The 20,364-nt window shown below is 62.1% G+C and carries 25 protein-coding genes and 1 tRNA gene; 7 read left to right on the top strand and 19 right to left on the bottom strand.

Annotated features, from left to right (window positions below; translation table 11 throughout):
• Positions 1 to 5: 5 nt before the first annotated feature.
• The 4 genes from RLW55_RS00985 to RLW55_RS00970 form a co-directional block, all read right to left on the bottom strand.
• Positions 6 to 278 carry a hypothetical protein gene (locus RLW55_RS00985; RefSeq protein WP_409562254.1) on the bottom strand — a complete coding sequence of 91 codons (273 nt, stop codon included), beginning with the start codon at positions 276 to 278 and terminating at the stop codon, positions 6 to 8.
• Positions 279 to 288: 10 nt separating this feature from the next.
• On the bottom strand, positions 289 to 855 hold the full coding sequence (locus tag RLW55_RS00980; protein WP_409562255.1) for a hypothetical protein: 567 nt from the start codon (positions 853 to 855) through the stop codon (positions 289 to 291).
• A gap of 166 nt (positions 856 to 1,021) precedes the next feature.
• Complete coding sequence (locus RLW55_RS00975; protein WP_409562256.1) at positions 1,022 to 1,942, bottom strand: restriction endonuclease; 921 nt, start codon at positions 1,940 to 1,942, stop codon at positions 1,022 to 1,024.
• Between the two features lie 177 nt (positions 1,943 to 2,119).
• Positions 2,120 to 2,767: a hypothetical protein gene (locus RLW55_RS00970; RefSeq protein ID WP_409562257.1), complete on the bottom strand. Its 648-nt coding sequence runs from the start codon at positions 2,765 to 2,767 to the stop codon at positions 2,120 to 2,122.
• 185 nt (positions 2,768 to 2,952) lie between these two features.
• Here RLW55_RS00970 and RLW55_RS00965 point away from each other — a divergent pair, with 185 nt between their 5' ends.
• Together RLW55_RS00965 and RLW55_RS00960 are read left to right on the top strand one after the other, a co-directional pair.
• A complete protein-coding gene (locus RLW55_RS00965) occupies positions 2,953 to 3,252 on the top strand; it encodes a primase-like DNA-binding domain-containing protein (protein ID WP_409562258.1) in 300 nt (99 codons plus the stop codon).
• Positions 3,252 to 3,620, top strand: a complete 369-nt coding sequence (locus RLW55_RS00960) for a hypothetical protein (RefSeq protein ID WP_409562259.1) — start codon at positions 3,252 to 3,254, stop codon at positions 3,618 to 3,620. The genes RLW55_RS00965 and RLW55_RS00960 overlap by 1 nt, the downstream gene beginning before the upstream one ends.
• A gap of 2 nt (positions 3,621 to 3,622) precedes the next feature.
• On the opposite strand, the gene RLW55_RS00955 is transcribed toward RLW55_RS00960, so the two are convergent.
• From RLW55_RS00955 to RLW55_RS00895, 13 genes are all read right to left on the bottom strand, one after another.
• Positions 3,623 to 4,054: a hypothetical protein gene (locus RLW55_RS00955; protein ID WP_409562260.1), complete on the bottom strand. Its 432-nt coding sequence runs from the start codon at positions 4,052 to 4,054 to the stop codon at positions 3,623 to 3,625.
• Between the two features lie 69 nt (positions 4,055 to 4,123).
• Complete coding sequence (locus tag RLW55_RS00950; RefSeq protein WP_409562261.1) at positions 4,124 to 6,142, bottom strand: type IV secretory system conjugative DNA transfer family protein; 2,019 nt, start codon at positions 6,140 to 6,142, stop codon at positions 4,124 to 4,126.
• Entirely contained in the window at positions 6,142 to 7,026 is an 885-nt protein-coding gene (locus RLW55_RS00945; RefSeq protein ID WP_409562262.1) for a protein phosphatase 2C domain-containing protein, read from the bottom strand. The genes RLW55_RS00950 and RLW55_RS00945 overlap by 1 nt, the downstream gene beginning before the upstream one ends.
• Position 7,027: 1 nt before the next feature.
• The gene (locus tag RLW55_RS00940; protein ID WP_423415330.1) at positions 7,028 to 7,831 is read right to left on the bottom strand and encodes a vWA domain-containing protein; all 804 of its coding nucleotides are present in this window, start codon (positions 7,829 to 7,831) and stop codon (positions 7,028 to 7,030) included.
• A gap of 20 nt (positions 7,832 to 7,851) precedes the next feature.
• Positions 7,852 to 8,883 carry a hypothetical protein gene (locus RLW55_RS00935; RefSeq protein ID WP_409562264.1) on the bottom strand — a complete coding sequence of 344 codons (1,032 nt, stop codon included), beginning with the start codon at positions 8,881 to 8,883 and terminating at the stop codon, positions 7,852 to 7,854.
• A gap of 52 nt (positions 8,884 to 8,935) precedes the next feature.
• Positions 8,936 to 9,931 (bottom strand): hypothetical protein, encoded by a 996-nt coding sequence (locus tag RLW55_RS00930; protein WP_409562265.1) that lies wholly within the window; start codon positions 9,929 to 9,931, stop codon positions 8,936 to 8,938.
• A 27-nt stretch (positions 9,932 to 9,958) separates the two neighbouring features.
• Positions 9,959 to 11,428, bottom strand: coding sequence for a relaxase/mobilization nuclease domain-containing protein (locus tag RLW55_RS00925; RefSeq protein WP_423415329.1), 1,470 nt, complete (start codon positions 11,426 to 11,428; stop codon positions 9,959 to 9,961).
• Positions 11,425 to 11,814, bottom strand: coding sequence for a plasmid mobilization protein (locus RLW55_RS00920; protein WP_409562267.1), 390 nt, complete (start codon positions 11,812 to 11,814; stop codon positions 11,425 to 11,427). The genes RLW55_RS00925 and RLW55_RS00920 overlap by 4 nt, the downstream gene beginning before the upstream one ends.
• 353 nt (positions 11,815 to 12,167) lie before the next feature.
• Positions 12,168 to 12,503 carry a hypothetical protein gene (locus RLW55_RS00915; protein WP_409562268.1) on the bottom strand — a complete coding sequence of 112 codons (336 nt, stop codon included), beginning with the start codon at positions 12,501 to 12,503 and terminating at the stop codon, positions 12,168 to 12,170.
• 199 nt (positions 12,504 to 12,702) lie between these two features.
• On the bottom strand, positions 12,703 to 13,200 hold the full coding sequence (locus RLW55_RS00910; RefSeq protein ID WP_409562269.1) for a hypothetical protein: 498 nt from the start codon (positions 13,198 to 13,200) through the stop codon (positions 12,703 to 12,705).
• A 147-nt stretch (positions 13,201 to 13,347) separates the two neighbouring features.
• Positions 13,348 to 13,734, bottom strand: a complete 387-nt coding sequence (locus RLW55_RS00905) for a DUF6915 family protein (RefSeq protein WP_409562270.1) — start codon at positions 13,732 to 13,734, stop codon at positions 13,348 to 13,350.
• A 31-nt stretch (positions 13,735 to 13,765) separates the two neighbouring features.
• Complete coding sequence (locus RLW55_RS00900) at positions 13,766 to 14,161, bottom strand: hypothetical protein (RefSeq protein WP_409562271.1); 396 nt, start codon at positions 14,159 to 14,161, stop codon at positions 13,766 to 13,768.
• A gap of 1 nt (position 14,162) precedes the next feature.
• Positions 14,163 to 14,639, bottom strand: coding sequence for a DUF6878 family protein (locus RLW55_RS00895; RefSeq protein ID WP_409562272.1), 477 nt, complete (start codon positions 14,637 to 14,639; stop codon positions 14,163 to 14,165).
• Between the two features lie 183 nt (positions 14,640 to 14,822).
• On the opposite strand from RLW55_RS00895, the gene RLW55_RS00890 reads away from it, so the two are divergent.
• The gene (locus RLW55_RS00890; protein WP_409562273.1) at positions 14,823 to 15,020 is read left to right on the top strand and encodes a hypothetical protein; all 198 of its coding nucleotides are present in this window, start codon (positions 14,823 to 14,825) and stop codon (positions 15,018 to 15,020) included.
• Between the two features lie 47 nt (positions 15,021 to 15,067).
• Here the strand turns inward: RLW55_RS00890 and RLW55_RS00885 are convergent, their stop codons facing one another.
• Together RLW55_RS00885 and RLW55_RS00880 are read right to left on the bottom strand one after the other, a co-directional pair.
• Positions 15,068 to 16,429 carry a tyrosine-type recombinase/integrase gene (locus RLW55_RS00885; protein WP_409562274.1) on the bottom strand — a complete coding sequence of 454 codons (1,362 nt, stop codon included), beginning with the start codon at positions 16,427 to 16,429 and terminating at the stop codon, positions 15,068 to 15,070.
• 146 nt (positions 16,430 to 16,575) lie between these two features.
• Positions 16,576 to 16,650, bottom strand: a tRNA-Thr gene (locus RLW55_RS00880).
• A gap of 207 nt (positions 16,651 to 16,857) precedes the next feature.
• Between RLW55_RS00880 and RLW55_RS00875 the strand changes: the two genes are divergently transcribed.
• The 4 genes from RLW55_RS00875 to hisD all read left to right on the top strand — a co-directional run bounded on the left by RLW55_RS00875 (position 16,858) and on the right by hisD (position 20,362).
• Positions 16,858 to 17,049: a hypothetical protein gene (locus RLW55_RS00875; protein ID WP_013946301.1), complete on the top strand. Its 192-nt coding sequence runs from the start codon at positions 16,858 to 16,860 to the stop codon at positions 17,047 to 17,049.
• A 115-nt stretch (positions 17,050 to 17,164) separates the two neighbouring features.
• Positions 17,165 to 18,457, top strand: coding sequence for a UDP-N-acetylglucosamine 1-carboxyvinyltransferase (murA, locus tag RLW55_RS00870; RefSeq protein WP_423415328.1), 1,293 nt, complete (start codon positions 17,165 to 17,167; stop codon positions 18,455 to 18,457).
• A 96-nt stretch (positions 18,458 to 18,553) separates the two neighbouring features.
• Entirely contained in the window at positions 18,554 to 19,027 is a 474-nt protein-coding gene (locus RLW55_RS00865) for a DUF2948 family protein (RefSeq protein WP_409562276.1), read from the top strand.
• 36 nt (positions 19,028 to 19,063) lie between these two features.
• Positions 19,064 to 20,362, top strand: a complete 1,299-nt coding sequence (gene hisD / locus RLW55_RS00860; protein WP_414461856.1) for a histidinol dehydrogenase — start codon at positions 19,064 to 19,066, stop codon at positions 20,360 to 20,362.
• The last annotated feature ends 2 nt before the right edge of the window (positions 20,363 to 20,364 follow it).

Here is a 20,364-nt window from a genome sequence, read left to right as displayed (position 1 = left end):
GCGCCTCATCGCGCCATCTCCTGCGCATGCGCCCAGGCCTCGAGCTTCCTGGTCTTCGCCATCCAGAGTTTGCGCGCGCGCGCGATGCGCACCTTCTGCACACGGACCAAAAGGCGCTTGCGGGTCATCAGGAAGCGCTTCTGCTGGCGGCGATTGTATTCTCGTTCGTTCATGGCGTGGGTTCCCATTGATGAAACGGAGGGCGGCAACAGCAAGGTCGTTGAAGGGTTGGGGTCGGGCGAGCCGCCGAAGCGGTCCGCCCCTTCGCGTGCGGGCAAAGGCCCGTCCTCACATGCTGTGTTCGTGTTCGTCCTCCTGCTCGTCGATGGGTTCGCGGCCGTGGTTGGACCTCTCCTGCTCATTGCGCGGCTCGTACACCTGCGTGTCGCCGGTGATCTGCAGATCGCCGTTGCGGTCGGTGCCCACCCATCCGCCGATGGAGGTCAGGGGCTCGCCCGCGCCGGGGTTGGCGTAGCCGAAGTAGTGCGGCTGCTTCTTTGCCTCGTCGCGGTTGGGCGCCAGAAACAGCACCACCTCGCCGGGCTTGATCTGCATCGGGTCTCGCTCGCCGTTCATCGCGAGCTCGTGCACCGATTGGTCCTGAAGACCGTCCTTGGAAAACTGCGCGAACTGGTCTTCCGCCGAGAGCCCCAGACTCATCCTGCCGGAGAGGATGCCGGGCAGTTTCGCGGTTTCCTTGCCCGTGTAGTGCGCCCAGAGCGAGACCTTCCTTTCCTGGTCGATGCCGGGGGGCAGGATCCCGCCGGTGAGCAACGGCTGCCTGTCGCCGGGCTGCTTGCCCTTGTTGAGGTGGACGTGGAAGCGCAGGGGGGCATCATATCGTTTCGTGGCCATGTGGACCTCGTGTGAACACCGCGCGTGATTGCGACGGCGTCCGACATAAGCGTCCGCAAGAGGGGACCAATCAAACAGCCTTACGTGATCTACGGGAGGTTACGGGAGCCCGAGGCTGTGTCGACTGCAGTAGAAAGAAATTGGAGCTTGGTGTGGCGTGACAGAACTAGACAGCGGGGTTCCGAGTGGCTGCGCCTGTCACGGGGTCAACGGCGTAGCGCTCGATCTGGTCGCCGAATACGATGAGGTCATCGGGGCCAAAACCAGAGAGGATGAGCTCCGCGACGCGGGTCGAGACGATTTGGCTGGTGAGAGTTTGTTCATGAATGTCAAAAGCAAGATCAATGGATTGGAATGGCAGGGGAAGGTTGTCGTCGACTTGAAGTTGCCAGCCGGCCGAGGGGAAAGAGACCGAGACAGTGTTGGCGGTGGTGAGCATGGCCTCGTCGACGCGCGGGGACAGAAACTCGTTGAATTGCACCTGTTCTGAACCGTTCACAAAGTATACCCGGTCGGATACGTGGATGCCGTTGGATATTCCGGCGGCAGCTAGTTGCGCGGTGTAGGTCGGCAAATGTGAGGGCTCGATCTTGATGGTGACGTTAGGGTTTGCGGGTCGCTGGACTGTGATGTTGATGATAATCCTCTCGATGCGACCCTCCCGGTCGCGCTCTTCGAAGATGCGCAAGACGGCAAGTTTGATGCCTTTGGATGCGGCGTAGGCTTGAGCGTCCTCAGTGAAGCCATTGCAGGTGATGACTATACCTTCGTCGGCGCCGGTGTCCTCAACGACGGACCTGAAGCTGCGAATGATGTCGAGGCCGACCTTGCCGCCGGAGAGGTCGTAGTCCTTGCATTCGATGAGGGTGCGCCGTGTGGTGCCGGCGATGTCGACGGTGACGTCAATCTGGTGCTGCACGGCAGCGCCGGCCAGTTTGAGATCGTGGATAACCACCCGCTTGTCGTCCAGGGCCTTGAACACTAACGCGGCGAGGATTTCGTAACGAGTTCCAGACTTGGTCGAAAGTATGTTGTGATACTTGTCAAGGAGCTGGTCGTAGCGGGACTGGCGTTTGTTGGTGGTCATGAAGCTTCAAAGGTTGTTGGACAAAAAAAGCGAGCCGCGTAGAGTCTCTAGTTATTGCTCGTTATTCAGCCCAATCCAATAGACGACCGTATAGCAAGTTGCGCTGACTAATGGGCTATAGTTGGCTAGGACGATAAACAAGAAGGCCCCGAAGGGCCTTCATCGGTGAGCGCCTGATTACCGTCCGCCGCGCGCACGCTTGCCGGCTTTCGGATCCTGGCCGAAGGGCACGACTTCGTCGCGCTCTTCCAGCATGCGGCTCATGCTGTCGATGTCGGCCTGGTCCATTTCGCCGCCGGTGGTCTCGAGCTGCTCCTTCGACAGCGGGAACTGCGTCTTGCCCACGAGGGAGGCGAGACGGCCTTCCTGCTTGCTGACGTAGGCGCCGATCTGCACCAGCTGGCCGCCGTTGTTCCAGTAGCCGTAGACGTCGGCGCGGCGCTTGCCGTTGGAAGCGATGTTGGTGCCGTCCTTGTGCTGGGCTTCGAACAGCACAACGCGTCCGTCCTCAACGGTGATGGGCTCGCGGCCATCCTTGCCGCCGATGGCGATCGGGGCAGCCTTCTCGGCGGAGGCGGCGCGGGCGCGGATTTGCACCATGGCGTCGGCGGAGCGGGAGACGGGTTCGACCACACCATTGAAGTAGGTCATCACGACACCTGCCTGGTTGGTGTATTCGCCGCTCCACAGCGCGACGTCTTGCGCGATGCCGGACTCGGGCGCGGTGATGGTCCCCTTGTAGTGGGGCAGTTGCTTGCCGTAGCGGCTTTGGCGCGGGCCGGCCTGCATGTTGACAGAGAAGGAAGGCTTGGTCTTTTGGTCCATGGTCGTTTCTTTCTTTGGTGGACACGCGAAGCCTCCCCGAAGGGTGCATACCGCGTCAATACAGTGGGGATACAAGATTGCCTCAACCGCATGCACACGGTGGACAAGCTGACTCTTCCGTAGGCATGCAGCACCTATCCACGTGAATGGTCCGCCGCCGCGTGACATGCGCTACTGGTGGGGCCATGGAACTCAACAGCGCGACACAGGGCGACGAGCTCGCCGACGGGAAATGCCTCGGCTGGCGCATCGCAACCTTCGCCGCGGAGAACCTCGTCCCGGAAGACAAGACCCTCACGACCATCACCCAGTTGTGGGATGCATATCAGGGCTGGTGCAAGTCAAGGAACGAGGAGCGGCTCACCCTCACGTCCTTCGAGGAGGAGTGGAAGCTGATCGCGGCCAAGGCGGGAATCGTCCGCTGCCAGCATGGCGCCAACGTCTACTACCGTGACGTTGCCTTGAAACACGGAAAGGGCGGTTGATGTGGACGGTGGAGACGTTGAAGCGCATCGCCAAGGACCGGGGCGAGGAGCTTCCCCAGAATGTGCTGCTGGAACATGCCCTGCTCGCGCATGAACGGTTCAGGGGCAGGGCGGAGCGGAGTTTCGCGAAGCACCACGCCAAGCGGCAGATGGACCAATTGCTGGATCGGCTGGAATCGTTCCCCGAGGCCCGCGTCGGGGAATTCGCGCCGCTGAAGCAGCTGAGGGCCTATGCGGCGGAACGTGAGCGCGCCCGCGAGGCCGAGAAGGCCAAGGCAAGAGATGAGGAGCGGGTGAACCCGCTCATACCCGCCATGGCCAAGATGGACGCCGAGGACATGGAAGAGGAGGACGGCCTCTCCCGCTGACGTCAGCCGAGCAGGGCGAGCGCTTCGACAAAAGCCTGTGTGGCCTGCAGGTCCAGCGGCGGGGTCCGATAGGCCGCTCCCGCCACCCACCTTCCTTCCAGGCGAAACCCCGCAACGGAGCCCCACCGGGCGAGGTGCTCAAGGAAGTGGTCGCATCCGATGTTCGGGATGCGCTTGTCCTCGGGCAAGTGGCAGCGGAAATGGCGGAAGATGTCGTCCGCCGCGAGGATGTTCCCCTCCCGTGCCGTGAGGTGGCGGATGAGGTAATGGACGCTGTAGCCGTAGGGATAGATGGAGGACGACGAGACCCCGCCCATGCGGGCCAGTTCCGAGGTCAACGATCGCCAGGGAGAGGGCGACGGCGCCTTGAGCGCTGTCGATGCAAAAAGCTCTACCTCCTCTTCCTCATCCCAGTCGTCATAGCTGAATTCCATCCATGCGGCTTCCCTTGAACGAGAAGCCTTGCACGATGGCGAACCGTGTCAATGCGGGCAGATCAAACCCTATACGGTCTTGATCGATTTGAGCTGGGGCGGTGGCAACATGAGGTGCTGCATCTCCTTCCATGCCCACCGCTTGTCGAGGGCGACGGGATGGTCGCCGCGCGTGGTCACGATGATCTTGTCATCAAAGGCCTTGCCCATGAGGTCGTTGGCCCGGGCCAGTGGTTCTTTTGTTCCATGGAACAGATGTTGGGTTTCGCCGAGGCTCGGTTCGATCATCCGCACCGCCTGGTTGTCGGGCTGGAAAAAGCAACGCGCCCGGCAGGCATCAACAACACCCTCGTAACGGTTTTGGCCGAACGCCTTGGCGAGTTGGCCGAGCGATTGGCAGAACATCCACAGCCTCAGGCCGGACCCACGGCCGACGTCCTGGAGCTGGAGGATGGAATTGAAGTTGCCGAGCTGGGGCATCTCGTCGAGGAAGAAGGTGATCGGCAATTCGCCGGGCCTGCTTTGGGTGGCCATGAAGATGCGGAAATGCTGGAACAGCATCGTGCGCACGATCGGCCCGAAGGCCTCGAGGTCGGTTGTTGGGATGGTGATGAAAAGCGACGCGCCGGGCTGGCTCCTGAAGATCTGCGGGCGCCAGTCGGATGTCGACATCGCCGCGCTGAGGTCGGGGTTGCGGTTGAAGAGCGCCAGGTAGCGCCGCGCCGTGTCGAGGATGCTTTCCAGCCGGTCCTTCGAGTTAATGCCGGTCTGGATGGCGTCTGCAGCGGCGGCGAGGTCGGAGATGTTCGTGAGTTCGGCGACCCTTTTCATCATCCGCACGAGCTGCATGATCTCGGCGTTGGGGTCCTTGGCCGGTGGCGTGGCGAGCAGTTCACCCAATCCCTGGATGGTGCGGTTTTGGGGAGAGGCTTTGAGGGCGACCATCATCGCGTAGGCCCACATCATGTCGCGTCCGCGGTTTTCCCAGTACGGCTGCGTGAGGTCGGGGTTGTGCTCCACCACCTGGTAGGTGAAGACGGTGCAGTCGTTGGCGGCCTCGCCGGGCTTCTTCGAGATGAAGTCGAAGGGATTGTAGCGGTGTGTCCGGCCGTCGGGGTCGGTGGGCGCGAACTTGTAGACCGGTCCGAAGTGTTTTTCCCGGTAGCCGGCGGTTGCGTCCCACAACTCGCCTTTGACGTCGAGGATGATGGCGCTGCCGCGGTAGGTGAGAAGGTTGGGGATGACCTGCGTCTGGCTTTTGCCTGAGCCCGGGCCGCCGATGGAGATGAGGCTTTCGTTGCCCGTGAAGGTCAGGGGTTTGCCGGAGATGGGGTGGTATCCTAGCACCAACGCGTCGGGCGAGACCACGTCGCTGTAGTAGCGGCTGGCCTCGACGTCGGCCGGCGTCATCCAGCGCGCGCCGGTCTGGACGGTTTGGGCGGCCGATGCCATCGCTCGGTGCGCGCTGATGTCCCTGGCCGTTTGCGCGAGGACCGTGGTGGTGGCGGGAAGTTCCTTCATCAGGAATTGGGTCAGGAGGTTCTTGATCTCGAGCACGCGGGCATTGCCCTGGGCTTCGTCGGTGGGTTCGAGTTGGCAGTTGCCGTTGTTCCACACCAGGATCGCCAGCAACCGCCGCCATTGCTCCCCGTTGTAAACCCCGGCGGCCACCAGTTCGGCCGCGCCCCGGAAAATCTGCCGTTCCTTGTCGTCGAAGGCGAGGGCGGGGCGCGACACGACGAATTCGTGGATGAGCTTCAGGGCGCCGTTGTGCTTGCGGGAATGCGAGATGCGCTTCCCGAGGTGTTTCGCGGCGACGGTGATGAGGCCCTTGGTGGACCCGAAGCTCGACGCCACGTCGCCGAGGTATTCAATGTTGGAGGCTTTCTGGGCTTCACAGGCGGTGGAGATGTGCTGGTTGAGGTTGTGGTACGACCCGCTGTAGCCGGTGAGGTCCTCCACGGGCGCCGAGAAGACAGAGCGCGGGTCGGACAGCAGCGTGTCGACGTGGGTCAGGAAGGTCTGGTCGTTGTAGTCGGAGAGGTTGCGCAGGGGATGCGCCGAGATGGTGAGATAACCGCCGGGCATCACGCGGCCTCCTCGGGTTCGGGGTAACGGACGGCGATGAGGACCGTCCGGTCATCGTCATGCTCGGCCTTTACCTCCTTCATGAAGAACGAGAGGACATTCCCGATCAGGAGAGGCCCCACCTTGGGGTTACGGAGTTTGCCGAGCAGGTACTCCGGATAGGCGGGGTCGAAGACATGCCCTTCGGGCGTGGGGTCGAGGAAGAAGTTGTGGCCGCCGTCGGTGGCGAGCATGACGAGGTCCACATCGAGGTTGTGGGTTTCGGCACGCGCGATCATGTCGATCCATGTGGGTTCGGTCACGCTGTAGGAGTAATTGTCCTTGCCGGATGGCTTGGCCGTGCAGAACGGGGCATAGGATCTTGTGGGGTCGCCTGAGGGTGCGTCGGTGACCGCTTCGGACACCATGGAAATCGCCGCGCTGGAGTCCCCGATGGTTGCGGCGTAGATCGATTGGCCATGGAGCAAACCGATAGCCAGTGTCGTGCCGAATTCATCGAGGCTCCTGTTCATCCGTGCCGCGAGGTCGGCAAGCGTGGTGTGCGCGGCCCCCATGGCTTGGGTGAGGACGTCGAGTCCCGGTTTCGCGCCCCTGCTGATTTCGCGTCCGAGATAGGCGTTCACGGCGTGGCACGCTTCGCGGCTTCCCCACTGGGAATGGCTGCAATTGGAGATGCCGTCCGCGAGCACCAACCATGTCACGTGGGTTCCGGCGGCGTCATCGCAGCCGCCGACGACGAAATTGTCCTCGCAGGCTTGGTTTTCCTTGTAATGCCTCACACCCTGTTGGCCGAAGCACACGATGAGCCAGGGGGGGCGCATCGCGGTCTGGATGCGTTGCATGCAGGCGAAGTCGTAGCGAGGGGTGATGTCCATGCGTGCCATCTCAGCCCTTCCCCACGTTCCTGAGTTTCGTTTTTCCGTCCTTGATCGCCTTGGCGGCTTCATCCACGGCGTCCTGGGTGCGGAAGTTGTGGGTGATCTTGGTGATGAGTACCGTGATGAGCTTCACGAACCCCTCGAAGGTCGTCTGCTCCTTGCCCATTTCGTAGATGGATTGCGCGCCGGTGAGTTCGGACAGGAGTTCGATGCCGGACATCTTGCGGCCGTCCACCTCGACGAAATCCTTTGAGCATCCCTTCGGCGAGATGAAGTTGATCATGGTGGCGATGCGCTTCTCCGAATTCGTCCTGCCGTCGACCTGGCTCAGCCTGCTCTTGATGGCGTTCCATTTGGCGTCGCCCGGCTTCGCGTCGTTGATGGCCCCGTCGGTGAAATGGATGATGTGCGGCATGCCGAACCCGAGCTTCTTGGTATTGTAGAAGGTCAGCCGGTCGGCGATGCGGTTGAGGGCGTATTCGAAGGCCTTGGCCGTTGACGTCCCACCCATCGGAACCAGCAGGGGCAAAGAGGCGGGGATCTTTTCGGCTTCCTTCCAGGGCATGACGTCGTGGACGTCGTCGGAGTAGCTCACAATGCAGACATCGACCTTGTCGATTTGCTTCGCGAGCTCGGATGAGGGCGTGGGCTTGCGCAACAGGTCCATGATGTTGGCGAGGGAGGTGTTGATGTGGTGGATGTCGGGGTCCGGCTGGTCGCCCGTCGATCCCGAGATGTCGACGAGGAACAGGAAGGGGTAGCGCTTGAGGCCGGTTTTGGCGGGTGCGATCTCATCGTCGTCGGCCAGCATGTTGCCGTTGATGTCCTTGATCATCTTCCCCATGTGTCGTCTCCTCCTTTGGCTGATGATGCGAGAATCCATTTGCTGCCCGCGAGGCAGGCCTTGCCGTTCTCATGGCCGGCAAAGGCGTCGCGGGTGAAGGTCAGGCTGTAGGCGAAACACCCGTCGTTGAGGCGCGAGGTAGACCCGGCCACCTTGGCGCCAGGCGCTTTGAGCGCGGCCTCGAAGCTGTGGCTCGTGCTGTCGCGGCCGAGCAGATTGAGGGTGTCGGTGAGCATGAGGACGTCGTCGACGTCGAGGAGGGCCATGATGCCATCGGTGGTGCTTGCGGGGAGCGGAAAGTGTCCCCGGTAGCGTGCCATGTGCAGGGCCCGCGCCCGCGCCTTATGGAGGTCGGTCTTGATGGCGGCGGGATTGTCCGGGTGTTTGTCACCGACCAGCGCCGCAAGGCTTGCGACGGCGTTCCCGTCGTCGGCCGAAGAGGCGGGACCCTCGAGGTGGGTTCCGAGAACGCCCCTGATTTCGACAAGCAGGGAGGCGGCGAGGCCGGAGATCAACGCGTCACGCACGGACGCCCTCCCGGTGAGGAAATCGGAGGGCGCCGGCATCCACCTGCGGGTGATGAAGGAAGGAAGCGGGTCTTTGCTCCTTGCCGCCGGGTCGAGCGCCACCGGGGCGAAGGCCGGAAGGCGTCCGGCCGATCCAACTGGCGTGGGAGGGGTCTGGTGTTGGTCTTGCGCGGGCGGCGGCGGAGGCGTCGCGGGCAAGGGCGGGCCGGGGAGTGTTTTGGGGGCCCACCACAGCATGGCAAACCCAACGAGGAATGTTGTCCAGAAGCCGCGCGTGAATCGCGCCCGGTGGTCGTCCCGGTGAAACCAGTACGGCGCGTCGCGGGCCTCCTCCTCCTCCTTGGTGAGGGCGCGAGGATTTGGGTACTTTTCCAGCCTGAAGGTGGGAGCCGGAGTGAAGGGGATGAAGTCCTTGGCCTCGGGCTTTGCCGGTGCCGGTGTTTCTGCTTCCTTGGTAAGGAAGGTTGGGATGTGCGTGAATTCGTCCACCACGTAGGGATCATAGGGTTCGAACGTGTCAGCCGTGACCGCTGGAGGCGGTTCTTCAGCTTCGCCAAAGTAACCTCCGCTGGTCGGTGATGATGGTCACCCACTCTTGCGCGGTGACGGGCGTCGATGTGGTGAAGGTCTTACGGAAGGCATCGCGGAACGCGGCGGGGAAAGACTGGTAAACCTCGACCAGGGCGGGGTTGACATCCGGGGGCGACGTCTCGAACGGGAACAGGCGCTGTTCGATGAAATCGTCTTCCTCCTTGAACGGATGGCAGACGATGCCCGCGTCGGCGGTAAGCAGGATGAAGATGTGGATGGCGAGCACGAAATCGTCGTGCGCCGCAGTCACCATTTTGTTGGCGTTGAGGAGGGCGTTGGCCCCGGGGGAAATGAAATTCGGCGTGAGGCCGTACAGCGGGAACGGGTAACGCCCCTTCCCAGCCGAGAATTGGTAGCTGTCGGTGTCGATGAAGTAGACGTCCCGCCAGTTGCGGCTGACGTGGATGTTGTTGGGGCTCATGTCCCCGAAGACGAATCCCCAGCGGTGCCGATGGAGCTCGGCCAGCTGCTCGGCCATCTTGGCGCAGATGTGGTAGACGGCTTCGCGGTCGGGCCCATGGGCCTTTCGGAGTAGCGGTATCGTATTCTTGATGTGGACCGCGAGATCGCTGAGCGAGATGGTGTTTTCCAGCCGCTCCATGGTGAAGCCGATGAGATGGGCGTTCCTCGACGCCGCGTCGGGTTCCCGGCGGTCGAAGAGGGCGCGCCGCGGCCATGTCGCAAAGGGCAATTCCTCGCGCAGGGTATCCCAGTAAAGCGCGGGGATGAACACGCGATCGGCGTAACCCGGAACCGTCTGCACACGGTTGCGGATCTCATCATTGAAGATCTTGGCGACAAGCGGCGGGTCTGTTTCGGGGAGCACCACATGGACCGCCGCTGCGCCGCCGTCCGATCCCACGGCGTCGCTGAGTGTCAGCTCCACCCAGTCGTCCGGGATGTCATCGTCGCGGTAGAACCGCACCCCCCACACGGTCCGGCCTTTCATGCCGGCACCGTGGAATGGGGGCGTGCGCTACATCTCCATTTCGTCGTCCTCGTCCTGCTCCGGCTCGGGCTCCGGGGCCGCTTTGGGTGCCGGCTCCGGTTTTGCCTGGAGGGCTTCGGCGATATCGGCCTTGAGCTTGTCGGCGAAGGAGAGGTTTGCGTCGACCTTCTCCTGCGCAACTTCGACATCCTGCCGGGCGCGTTCGCGTTGGGCATCGCTGACCAGGCCGCCGAGGGCGTAGCTGAGGTCCAGCGTGGCGCGGGCGAGGGCAAGCTCCTCATGCGCATCGGACAGCGGGTCGGGTTGTTCCACGGGCTTCTCCCTGGGCGTCGGCGCCGTCCGCGCATCAAGGGAATGTTCGGCGGCATCGGCGGCTTCGTCGGCATCGCTCCATGAGGAAGCCGCCTTCCGGCGTGCGCGCTCTTCAAGCTCGGCCTCGCGTTCGACGATGCGGCGTTGCCGCGCTTCCTCACGGAGGCGTTGCTTCTCTTCCTCGTCGCGTTCGCGGTCTGACAGCTCATGACCGGGATCGTAGCCACCGTCCTCTTCGCTTGCGCCATCCGCATGGATAGGTCGGGCTCGGGATTTCAGGAGCGGGCTGACGGTATCCACATCGCGCGCGGGGGTAAGGAGTCCGGCCGACAACGGTTGGTCCGGGAACAACAAGCCGTTGTTTCCGCCGCGCGCGTTGAAGGCGTCGAAGCGCTCGCGGTAATTCGCTTCAAGCGTCCCGAGACGGACCTCCTTGCCGAGATCGGACAGTTTCATGAAACCAAAGGCATCCGCGATGATGAGCCCCTGCCCTTTGCGGGTGATCGTCAAACCTTCTCGGGCGAGGTTCTGCGCGAGCTGGTCCCAACTGCGCGAGCCCTCGAAAATCGGCCCGAGTTGCAGCTTGCGCGACTTGATTTCGTCCAGAGACCACCTGTCCAGGGGGCGGGGCTTGGCCTCGCGGCGCGCTTTCTGGAATTCGCCGTCGCGTGCATGTCGGGGTTGCGTAAGGGCGCGTTCGGGTTCGTTGAACCGGCCGGGCACGTGGAGCATGCCGAGCGCCTTAGCTTGCCGCGCGATGCTTTGTTCCAGGCGCTCGTAGTCCTTGCCGGTGTGCCAGGCCTTGTGCGTGCCGGGATGGACGCGGTTGACGAGGATGTGCAGGTGCCGGTGTGCCTTGTCCTTGTGGCAAAGCATCAGCGCCTGATGTTCAGTGAGGCCGAGGTCCGCGATGGTGCTGTCGCCCACCATGCGCATCAACTCGTCGGTCGGGTTCTCGTCGTGACGCCAGCTGATGGAGAAATGGTAGCCGGGCTTCAAGCACCGCGCGGACTGGTTGGCGGTGGCGCGCATGATGGCGGGCGCAAGGTCCGGATCGTGCACGAGCATGTTGCGGGTGATGGCCCACGCGACGCGGTCCGGATCGGGCTCGTCCCTTTTCCCGTGCAGCAGATAGTTGACGATGCCCCGGAACCCGTTGCCGCCCTTGTGCACATTGCCGATCACGCGAGCAGCCGCTCCATCACCGCCGCGGCCTTCGAGAGCACCAGCTGGTGCTGGCTCAGCAGGTATTCGGTCTCGCGCCGCGTAACCTGCACCATGCCGGCGTTCGCCTGCCGCGCGAGCTGATTGACGTTCTTGGAAAGGTTGGCGAGCAACCAGTTCACGCGCTCCAGCTCGGCGGCCGCCTGGTCCTTCACCGCATTGCGCCTGGGCTTGGGCGCCGGCGCTTCACCCATCGCCGCCAGCACCGCATCGCGCATGAACTTCGACTGCGCCTTCCCTGCAAGCTTCGCGGCCGTGACGAGACGCGCCGCCTCGTCGTCGGTGAACGCAACCTTGCGCCGCAGGCATAGCGGCTTCGATCGTTTCGAAGAACCCTTCGCAGGCATCGTTGTAAAAAGCCCTCCCGGCGCTTGAGGGACAAGCAGGGCGCTTGAGGCTGAAGGCCGAATGCGACCGCTTTTGAGGCCCATTTATGGGCCCAAAAGCATTGCTTGCTCCACTAGGAGCAATCTAATGTGTTGTATTCAGACCGTACACCCGCCGGCACCGACAGTTGCCGAATGTTATCGCAACCATGGTTGCATCATCTGAGCCCTCGGGGGCTTTCTGCCCCCGGACCCCCGAAGGTTTTTTAGGCGATGAGCTGCATCGTGGAACGGACGTGAAACGACTCTGCGACACGTTTTAAATGCGTTTGCACACGGACGATAGGGAATTCCCTAGAGACACGTAGATGATTTTAGCGCGAGGGAGACGAGCGCGAGTGGCGACGGCCGCTCCAACTGTGCTTGTGTTCGAGCAGCGGGTCGGTGACCAACGCAAGCTCCGACAGCGAACGGCACAACACCTTGTCCACGGGGCAATTCAAGCGGCGGGCGACGTCCATGAGGACCGCGGCCTTCACCGCCTCGACCTTCTCGTCGCCGTTTGACCAGGGTGATGCGAATTCGCCGAGCTCGGCGTGCAGGACGGTTCCACCTCCGCCGTCATCCTCGAACCAGGTGACAACACTTGCCTGCTGCGTCGCGTAGATGCGCACCAGGGTCCCGGCGTCGTGCTCTTCGGTCAGCAGCATGGTCCCCCGCTGCGGCAGGGTCGGAAGCAAGGGACCTTGTTTCCCGTCGTTGAAATCACATTATGAAGCATGGTGGCCGCATTACGGTGGCACCTTGCTTCCGGAAGCAAGGTCCCGTGCTGCCATCTTGGGCAGAGGGTATCCACGGCGCATGCTTGCGGCATACACCCCTGTGGCCAAGCTGCCATGAGGGAGTGCATCAGTCCGGGGTGACGATATCCCCTCCCAAGATCCTCTCTACCGTTGAAGGCCGGTATCGCGTGATGGTGACGATGGGGATGTCCCCCTCCGTCGCCCGGAATGCGAGATAGCGCGTGAACAACGAGCCCTGCACCGCAAGCAGGACGTGTGGTCGGGCGAAATCCCAAAGATGTGCACAGGCGGTGAGCGGGTCGTCCGGGAGTAGCCAACCGCGGTCATCGAGGTCATTCATCCCGTCGGGGTCATATTCCATTTCATCATTGCCGACGGTTTCGGCGCGGGCCCAGAAGCGCTGGGTCCTGAAATCGGGGTCGTGGAAATTTCCGGCGGCGTGAAAAACGGTGGGCTCGCCGTACACGTCCCGGATGAACCGCAGGGCATGCCGGAAATTCGCGTCATTCGGCATGAGTGAGGTTGCGGTGAGCAGGACACGCACATACTCGCCGTTGACGGATTTCGGGTAGGGAATTGGTCTGATGTTGGTGATCGGGGCCATTGCGCACCTGTGTAAAGCGCATCACGGGGCGCGCGGCGGGCGGTTGTTGAATCCCCCGTCGCGCAGGAACGCCTCCGATGATGAACTGCGGTGCATGGCCCGTAACCCTCCTCATGGATGGGCGGTGGAAAAGCGAGGCAGGGGCTTTCAATTCTGGACCGGGCTGCATTCGCGGTTCTGAAGCTCGCGTTGGTCCGCTTCCTCTGACAGCTTCTTCGCGGCGCCCATCCAGCGCTGGGGCCGGATCTCGCGCGCCCAGTCGGCGAAGGTCGGGATGCGCCCCAGGTCTTCGCGGACATGCTGCTCGCCCACCCATCGCGTCGGGATCACGCGGCCGGTGGAGAGGGTGAGAGTGACGCCAAATAGGCTTTCCATCATCAGGATGCCCTCGGCGTGGTGGCGCAAGGCGCGGTGCCGGAAATCGCAAAGCTGTCCTTTGCTTTCGTCGAACCAGGCGTGGATGGCGAGATAGTCGTCGGTGGTGCCTCCCCATTTTTTGACGGAGGAAATGGCATGATGGTAGGCGTGAGCCATGGGTGCGTGCTTTCGTTGGGTACGGGGTGGGTTAGTTGTCGTCGTCGATGGTGACCTCGGGCCCGTAGGCTGTACGGGCCAGCGCGACGATGGCTTTCAGCCCCAGATAGGTGGGCGGCTTGGTGGCGTGGACCGCCACGGCGTGCCCGCCGACGTATCGCAAGCCCTCATGGTCTGCGGAATAGATGATGGCCACCGTCGACGGGTCGAGGTGGGACTGGAGCTCCCGTTCGATTTCAAAATCGAACTCGCCATCGTGATTGTAGGACGGCCATCCGCCGCCATCGTCATTGCCTATGGCGTGGAAGGTCTCGCCTTCGTTTTCATAGGTCCAATGCTCAAGCCCATGGTAGCGGCACCAGCGGACGAACCGCTTGGCATCCCGGACCTTGAAGTAATTGCTGCGGCAGATGGAGATGTAGTCCATGTCATGCCTCCAGCTCGCTGGTGGCCACGTCCACGAAACGCCTGTTGATCTCCATCCTGACCTTGCCCGTGGCGGCATCGAATGTGATCTCGCCGTAACCGCCATCGTTGTCCTCAAAGCCGGCGTCGTGCATTTCGATGAGGTTCCACGCAAGGTCCTCGGCGAGCTCATGCAGGTTGGGGAAGAAGTCATACGCGGACGCCGCGACGGCTGGCGTGCCTGTGAGATCGACATCGACCAGGGCAGCAAGGTCGGCATCGGTGTTGGTGGGCACGTACCCCGCCGGATACCGGGAACCCGTGATGCTTTCGATTTGCCCCTCGTCGCTTTCGCCGTCGTAGGTGACAACGATGCTTTCGAGAAGTAGCGCCTTCATCGCCGCAAAGATCGCTGTCTTGCGGCTTTCGATTTTGAGGGCGAGGTCCAGGTAGTGCTGTTCGGCCTTGGTGATGATGGGGTGCTTGGCGGGCTCGTTCATGGGGCTGGCTTTCGGATGTTCCCCCGCCGCTCGCGCGGGAGGCCTCTCCTCCCGGCCCGGCCGGTTCGCCTGTTCTTCAAGACTCTGCGGGCAAGTCCCGTAGCTCCCCGTGGTTGAGGTGATGGTATTGGCCTGCGGGCTCCGCGGATGGGATGACGGCCGCCGGTTTGTGCGGAGCGCCCTATGGATGATGAGCTGTCAGCGGAGAAAATTCAGAAACTCCTTGAAATCATGGCCTATGCGACGGTCCATGTGTCCGATCGTTATGGTCCGTGGGTGAGCAGGCTGGAAAACGCGCTTGCCGAGGCAAGCAAGGAAGGTCCCGGCGAGCGCGCGAGGAGAATACTCGAGGCGTTGTCGAGAAAAGGCGCCCCTCAATGACGGGGTGATATCGGAGGGGCCAGGCTTCAAACTGGCCCCCTTTCTTTTTAAATGGTGGCGGGCGGGACGAGGGCTATTTTCTGCAGGTATTTCCGCTTGTGTTCGAGGGAAGACCCATCGCCGTACATATGGGTGTGGCCCATGATGTCCTCGATCACATCCCGAGGGGCTTCGACGGCACGAAGCCGGTCCGAAAGACTGTGCCTGAGGGAATAGAGTGATTGTCCTTCAAGGAGGCAGTCGCGCGACTTCAGGGCCTTGTAGATGAGCGCGCTTGCCGTATCGGCCTTGTCCCGGTAGCGGGGAAAACCCTTCGGCTGCGCGCGCATGGCGAGCAGGGAGACGCCGACGAGCGGAATCTCGCGTAAGGAAGAGAGCGTCTTGGTGGTCCGTCCCCTGCGGGTGATTTTCACGTAAGGGAAATCGGTGTCCAGATGGATGTCCTCTTCCGTGAGGCCGCAGGCCTCCGAGAGGCGGAGGCCGGTTTCCACCGTGAGATAGATCAGCCTGCGGGCCTCGGGGTTCACTTCGCCGAAGAAGCCTTCCCGGAGGATGTGGGATTGGATGAAGCCTGTGTCGAAGGGCACGCGTTTCCCGTCTTGTCCGCCGAGGATGCGCGTCCCCGTGAATGGGTTCTTCACCTCGTACTGGTAGAAATTGGCGATGACCGAGTAGAGGCCCGCGACGGTGTTCATCGCGCGGTTGGCGGAGTTGATTGCGATCTCGTTGTTGAGGACCCGGCTCTGGAAGTGCTGCCGGAAGGGGTGGGTGTGCTTGGTGGACAGTTCCGAGACCAACGGGTCGGAGCCGATGGTGCGCAGGAGCAGATCCAAATTGGTTTGCCGATGGTCCTTCCACCGTTTCCGTTGGGCCGGCGACTTCTGGGCGAGTGTGGTCGCGTTGATGCGTTCCACCTCCTCGATCATTTGCGAAACCCGAAGCCCGCTGCGGTCATCATGCACTTCACGTTCGGGGAGACCGGCGGCAAGGGTGATGCGGGCTGCGAGGGTGTCGGGAGGGTCCTTGATTGCCGAGGCGAGGTCGAGGCCCGGAATGAGAAGTTCCATCCGGCGCGCGAGTTCCGTGAGGTGACCACTGAGTATGCTGGCGTCGGTCACCACCGGGCAGTTCTGTTGAACCGCAAGCTTCTTCGCGGCGAAGATTGCTTTGGCACTCGCCGGTGTTTCGCCCGCCGAGAGACTCTCCCAATAGCGCTTGAGGTCGCGGTCCAGGGTTTCGATCTTCTGGCGGGCGAGGATGGCGCGGGGATCCTGCGCGACCCGGATGCCGGTCGATATCGTGACCCACGCGCGTCGCTCATACGGCGTGTATGCCTTGGGGACACGGCGGTGAAGGCACCAGAATCCTTCCTTCGCGATGGGGCTGATCGAGGGCTTATTTTCAGACATGTGAAGCTCCGAGGTTATGATCCTCGAGCGTTTCTCAAAGAAGCACCGTGTTCGTCGAAGTGTTCGGCGAAACCTACGGGGCGCTACGGGTCAGCACGGAAAAAATGAGCCGATGCCCGTAATTCCTGCGTTTCCCTCAAATAAGCTGGTGCTGCCGGAGGGGATTGAACTCTCGACCTCTCCCTTACCAAGGGAGTGCTCTACCACTGAGCTACGGCAGCTGATTTGGCGTATCGCCTTTGAGGGCCAACGAACGGAAAATTCAGGCGCGCCAACCGGCGTGCCGGAAATGTTCCTGGCTCGGGCGGGCGGACACTGCCACAAGGCTTGACGGCGAGCAAGCCGGAAAGCCAAGCTATCGACAAGGGGGGAGGACGGAGCATGAAGATGCAAGTCTTGCGACACATTCCGAGACGCGCGAAGGCTGAATGAGCGGAGATTTGCCGCAAAAACCGCCTGCAAATCCGGGTGCAAAGCCGTCTGCCGCCCAGATGTCCCGGAAGCAGCGCCTCGCCGAGGAGTTGCGCGCCAACCTGAAACGCCGCAAGGCTGCGGCGCGGCGCCACAAAGAGACGGATGGGGACGACGGGGAAACATCGTCCGGCAATCATGAGGACTAAGGCTGCTTCACCCGGAAAAGCGGCTTGCCGAGGGTAATGCTCAACGGATAATCACGCGATCTCGGGCCCTCTGGCCGATTCGTGCGGATTTTCCACATGGAGACGATTGGAATTCATGGATCGGATCAGAATTGTCGGCGGCCACGCGCTTCGGGGAAGTATCCCGATTTCCGGCGCCAAGAATGCGGCCTTGCCGCTGCTGATCGCCAGCCTTTTGACGGAAGACCGCCTGACGCTGAAGAACGTACCTAATCTCGCGGACGTCAATCTTCTGGTGCGAATTCTGCGTAATCACGGCGTCGACCTTGCCGTCGATGGCAAGCGTTCGAGCCCGTCCGGCCATCTCGGCGACACCATCCATCTGACGGCGCGCGACATCGTCGACACAACCGCGCCCTATGAAATGGTATCGCGGATGCGGGCGAGCTTCTGGGTGCTTGGTCCGTTGATCGCCCGAATGGGCGAGGCGCGGGTGTCGCTGCCGGGCGGTTGCGCCATCGGCACGCGGCCGGTCGACCTGCATCTCATGGGTCTTAAGGAACTCGGGGCCGAGATCGACATCGACAGCGGTTACGTCGTCGCCAGGGCGCCCAAGGGACTTCGAGGTGCGCATATCGTATTTCCGAAGGTGTCGGTCGGTGCCACGCATAACGTGCTGTTGGCCGCGGCTCTCGCCAAGGGCGAGACCGTGATCGAGAATGCAGCACGCGAGCCTGAGATCGGTGACGTGGCGACGTGCCTCACGAAAATGGGGGCGCATGTCGAAGGCATCGGCACGTCGGTGCTGCGCATTCAGGGCCGCGATCGGCTCGAAGGCGCAGTGCATACGGTGCTGCCAGACCGTATCGAGACCGGCACATTCGCGATGGCGGTAGCGGCAACGGGCGGCGATGTGCTGCTCGAAGGCGCGCACATTCACGATCTCAAGACTGCGCTCGATGTGCTGGGCGAGACGGGCACATCGGTCGAAGCCACCGAAACCGGTGTACGCATTGTGCGGAATGGCGGCGGCATCCGGCCGGTGTCGGTCGAGACGCAGCCGTTTCCAGGATTTCCGACCGACCTGCAGGCACAACTGATGGCGCTTTTGACGTGCGCATCGGGAACGAGCGTCATTCGCGAAACGATCTTCGAGAACCGCTTTATGCACGTGCAGGAATTGGCGCGGCTTGGCGCAGACATCCAGCTCCATGGCGACACGGCGACGATCAAAGGCGTGAAAGCGCTGAAAGGCGCGCCAGTGATGGCGACGGATCTTCGCGCCTCTGTCTCGCTCGTTATCGCGGGGCTCGCAGGTGAGGGCGAGACGGTCATCAACCGCGTTTACCATCTGGATCGCGGCTTCGAGCAGCTGGAGCGGAAGCTCGGCGCCTGCGGTGCTGAAATCGAGCGCCTCAGCAGCGGTTGAGGTTCTGTACCAGGAGACGTTGCAGCTTTCGGCGCGTCTTTGTATCACTCGGCCTTTCCAAGCCGCCCGCCTGCCTTGCGGAGACAATCGCGCCCGATGCCGGACCTTAAGCTCATCGCCTTCGATACCTTAGACCTCGGTATTATTTCCGCGCATTTGCAGGATGCGGTGCTGCGCGTCGGCGAGATGACGTATTTGCCGAAGGAAAAGCGGTTTGCTGCGATCGTCAATCGTTTCGACTGGGCGAATGCGCTGGGCCATTCGCAGACCGCGCAGGGGCGCCGCGACGAGAATTTCGAGCGCCGCCGGGCAGGTATCCGGTTCGAGCGGGTGAATGCCGCGCAAGTACAGGGAATTGACTTCAAGGACAAAAGAACAGCGCTCGCGCTGCTGGCCGTTACGTTCGAGCCGAAGGGCGGCGAAGGTTCTCCCGAAGGCGATGTCACGTTGACATTTTCAGGTGGCGCGGCCATTCGGCTGAGCGTCGAATGTATCGAGGTCGAGCTGAAAGATCTCGGGGCGGCGTGGGGGACAAAACGCTCTCCCGAGCATCCCGAGGATGCAAGCTGATCTGCTTTTCGATCGCTTCCCAAGGACAGATTGCCGATGCCTGTGCGTCTCAACAATAACGATAACGGTTTCGAAGCGCAGTTCGTTGAGCTTCTTGGCCTCAAGCGCGAAGTGTCGGTCGATGTCGATAACGCAGTGCGCGAGATCATCGCGGATGTCCGCAAGCGTGGTGACGCAGCGCTGATCGACTTGACGCAGAAGTTCGATCGTCTCGATCTCAAGAAGGCCGGCATTGCGGTGACGGCCGATGAAATCGAGGCGGCGTATGCGGCGTGTTCGGAAGAGACGCTCGATGCGCTGACGTTCGCATGCAATCGCATTGCCGAGCATCACAAGCGCCAATTGCCCACGGACGATCGCTATACTGACGCCGCGGGTGTCGAGCTTGGGCATCGCTGGACGGCGGTGGAATCCGTTGGGCTTTATGTGCCGGGCGGACTTGCGTCGTATCCGAGTTCAGTTCTGATGAATGCCGTACCGGCGAAAGTTGCGGGCGTGCCGCGCATCGTCATGGTGGTGCCGTCGCCGAGCGGCGATCTCAATCCGCTCGTGCTGGCGGCGGCAAAAATTTCCGGCGTCTCGGAAATCTATCGCATCGGCGGTGCGCAGGCCGTGGCAGCGCTCGCTTACGGCACGGAGACGATCAAGCCGGTCGTGAAAATTGTCGGGCCTGGCAATGCCTATGTCGCAGCGGCGAAGCGGCAGGTGTTCGGCGTCGTCGGCATCGATTCCATCGCGGGGCCGTCGGAAGTTCTGGTGATTGCCGACAAGAACAACAATCCGGAATGGATCGCCGCCGATCTTCTGGCGCAGGCCGAGCACGATACGGCGGCGCAGTCGATTTTAATGACGGACGATGCGGAGTTCGCAAACGCAGTTGAAAAAGCCGTGAAGCGCCAGCTCGAAACGCTGCCGCGCGGAAATATCGCGGGCGAAAGCTGGAACACGTATGGCGCGACGATCATTCTAGGATCGCTTGGTGAGGCTGTGCCGCTGGCCGATCGGATCGCTGCCGAACATCTGGAGATTGCAACCGCAGACGCCGAAGATCTCGCGAAACGAATTCGTAACGCGGGTGCTGTTTTCATCGGTAGTGTGACCCCGGAAGTGATCGGCGATTATGTTTCGGGATCGAACCATGTGCTGCCTACGGCGCGGAGCGCGCGGTTCTCATCCGGGCTTGGCGTTCTCGACTTCATGAAGCGGACGTCGATCCTGAAGCTCGATGCGGCGGCGCTGTCGAAACTTGGCCCTGCTGCGATGACGCTTGCTCGCTCGGAAGGGCTCGAAGGGCATCGGCGTTCCGTGGAAATCCGGCTCGAAAAAGCAGGTTAAAA

The sequence above is a fragment of the Hyphomicrobium sp. B1 genome, assembly GCF_049532635.1.
Taxonomy (GTDB): domain Bacteria; phylum Pseudomonadota; class Alphaproteobacteria; order Rhizobiales; family Hyphomicrobiaceae; genus Hyphomicrobium_B.
Note: the sequence above shows the minus strand (reverse complement) of the source record. Positions and strands in the feature narration are given on the sequence as shown.

Coding starts and splice junctions, on each gene's coding strand:
- RLW55_RS00980 (WP_409562255.1), bottom strand. CDS start 855: ATGGCCACGAAACGATATGATGCCCCCCTGCGCTTCCACGTCCACCTC.
- RLW55_RS00975 (WP_409562256.1), bottom strand. CDS start 1,942: ATGACCACCAACAAACGCCAGTCCCGCTACGACCAGCTCCTTGACAAG.
- RLW55_RS00970 (WP_409562257.1), bottom strand. CDS start 2,767: ATGGACCAAAAGACCAAGCCTTCCTTCTCTGTCAACATGCAGGCCGGC.
- RLW55_RS00965 (WP_409562258.1), top strand. CDS start 2,953: ATGGAACTCAACAGCGCGACACAGGGCGACGAGCTCGCCGACGGGAAA.
- RLW55_RS00960 (WP_409562259.1), top strand. CDS start 3,252: ATGTGGACGGTGGAGACGTTGAAGCGCATCGCCAAGGACCGGGGCGAG.
- RLW55_RS00955 (WP_409562260.1), bottom strand. CDS start 4,054: ATGGAATTCAGCTATGACGACTGGGATGAGGAAGAGGAGGTAGAGCTT.
- RLW55_RS00950 (WP_409562261.1), bottom strand. CDS start 6,142: ATGCCCGGCGGTTATCTCACCATCTCGGCGCATCCCCTGCGCAACCTC.
- RLW55_RS00945 (WP_409562262.1), bottom strand. CDS start 7,026: ATGGCACGCATGGACATCACCCCTCGCTACGACTTCGCCTGCATGCAA.
- RLW55_RS00940 (WP_423415330.1), bottom strand. CDS start 7,831: ATGCTGGCCGACGACGATGAGATCGCACCCGCCAAAACCGGCCTCAAG.
- RLW55_RS00930 (WP_409562265.1), bottom strand. CDS start 9,931: ATGAAAGGCCGGACCGTGTGGGGGGTGCGGTTCTACCGCGACGATGAC.
- RLW55_RS00920 (WP_409562267.1), bottom strand. CDS start 11,814: ATGCCTGCGAAGGGTTCTTCGAAACGATCGAAGCCGCTATGCCTGCGG.
- RLW55_RS00915 (WP_409562268.1), bottom strand. CDS start 12,503: ATGCTGCTGACCGAAGAGCACGACGCCGGGACCCTGGTGCGCATCTAC.
- RLW55_RS00910 (WP_409562269.1), bottom strand. CDS start 13,200: ATGGCCCCGATCACCAACATCAGACCAATTCCCTACCCGAAATCCGTC.
- RLW55_RS00905 (WP_409562270.1), bottom strand. CDS start 13,734: ATGGCTCACGCCTACCATCATGCCATTTCCTCCGTCAAAAAATGGGGA.
- RLW55_RS00900 (WP_409562271.1), bottom strand. CDS start 14,161: ATGGACTACATCTCCATCTGCCGCAGCAATTACTTCAAGGTCCGGGAT.
- RLW55_RS00895 (WP_409562272.1), bottom strand. CDS start 14,639: ATGAACGAGCCCGCCAAGCACCCCATCATCACCAAGGCCGAACAGCAC.
- RLW55_RS00890 (WP_409562273.1), top strand. CDS start 14,823: ATGGATGATGAGCTGTCAGCGGAGAAAATTCAGAAACTCCTTGAAATC.
- RLW55_RS00885 (WP_409562274.1), bottom strand. CDS start 16,429: ATGTCTGAAAATAAGCCCTCGATCAGCCCCATCGCGAAGGAAGGATTC.
- RLW55_RS00875 (WP_013946301.1), top strand. CDS start 16,858: ATGAGCGGAGATTTGCCGCAAAAACCGCCTGCAAATCCGGGTGCAAAG.
- murA (WP_423415328.1), top strand. CDS start 17,165: ATGGATCGGATCAGAATTGTCGGCGGCCACGCGCTTCGGGGAAGTATC.
- RLW55_RS00865 (WP_409562276.1), top strand. CDS start 18,554: ATGCCGGACCTTAAGCTCATCGCCTTCGATACCTTAGACCTCGGTATT.
- hisD (WP_414461856.1), top strand. CDS start 19,064: ATGCCTGTGCGTCTCAACAATAACGATAACGGTTTCGAAGCGCAGTTC.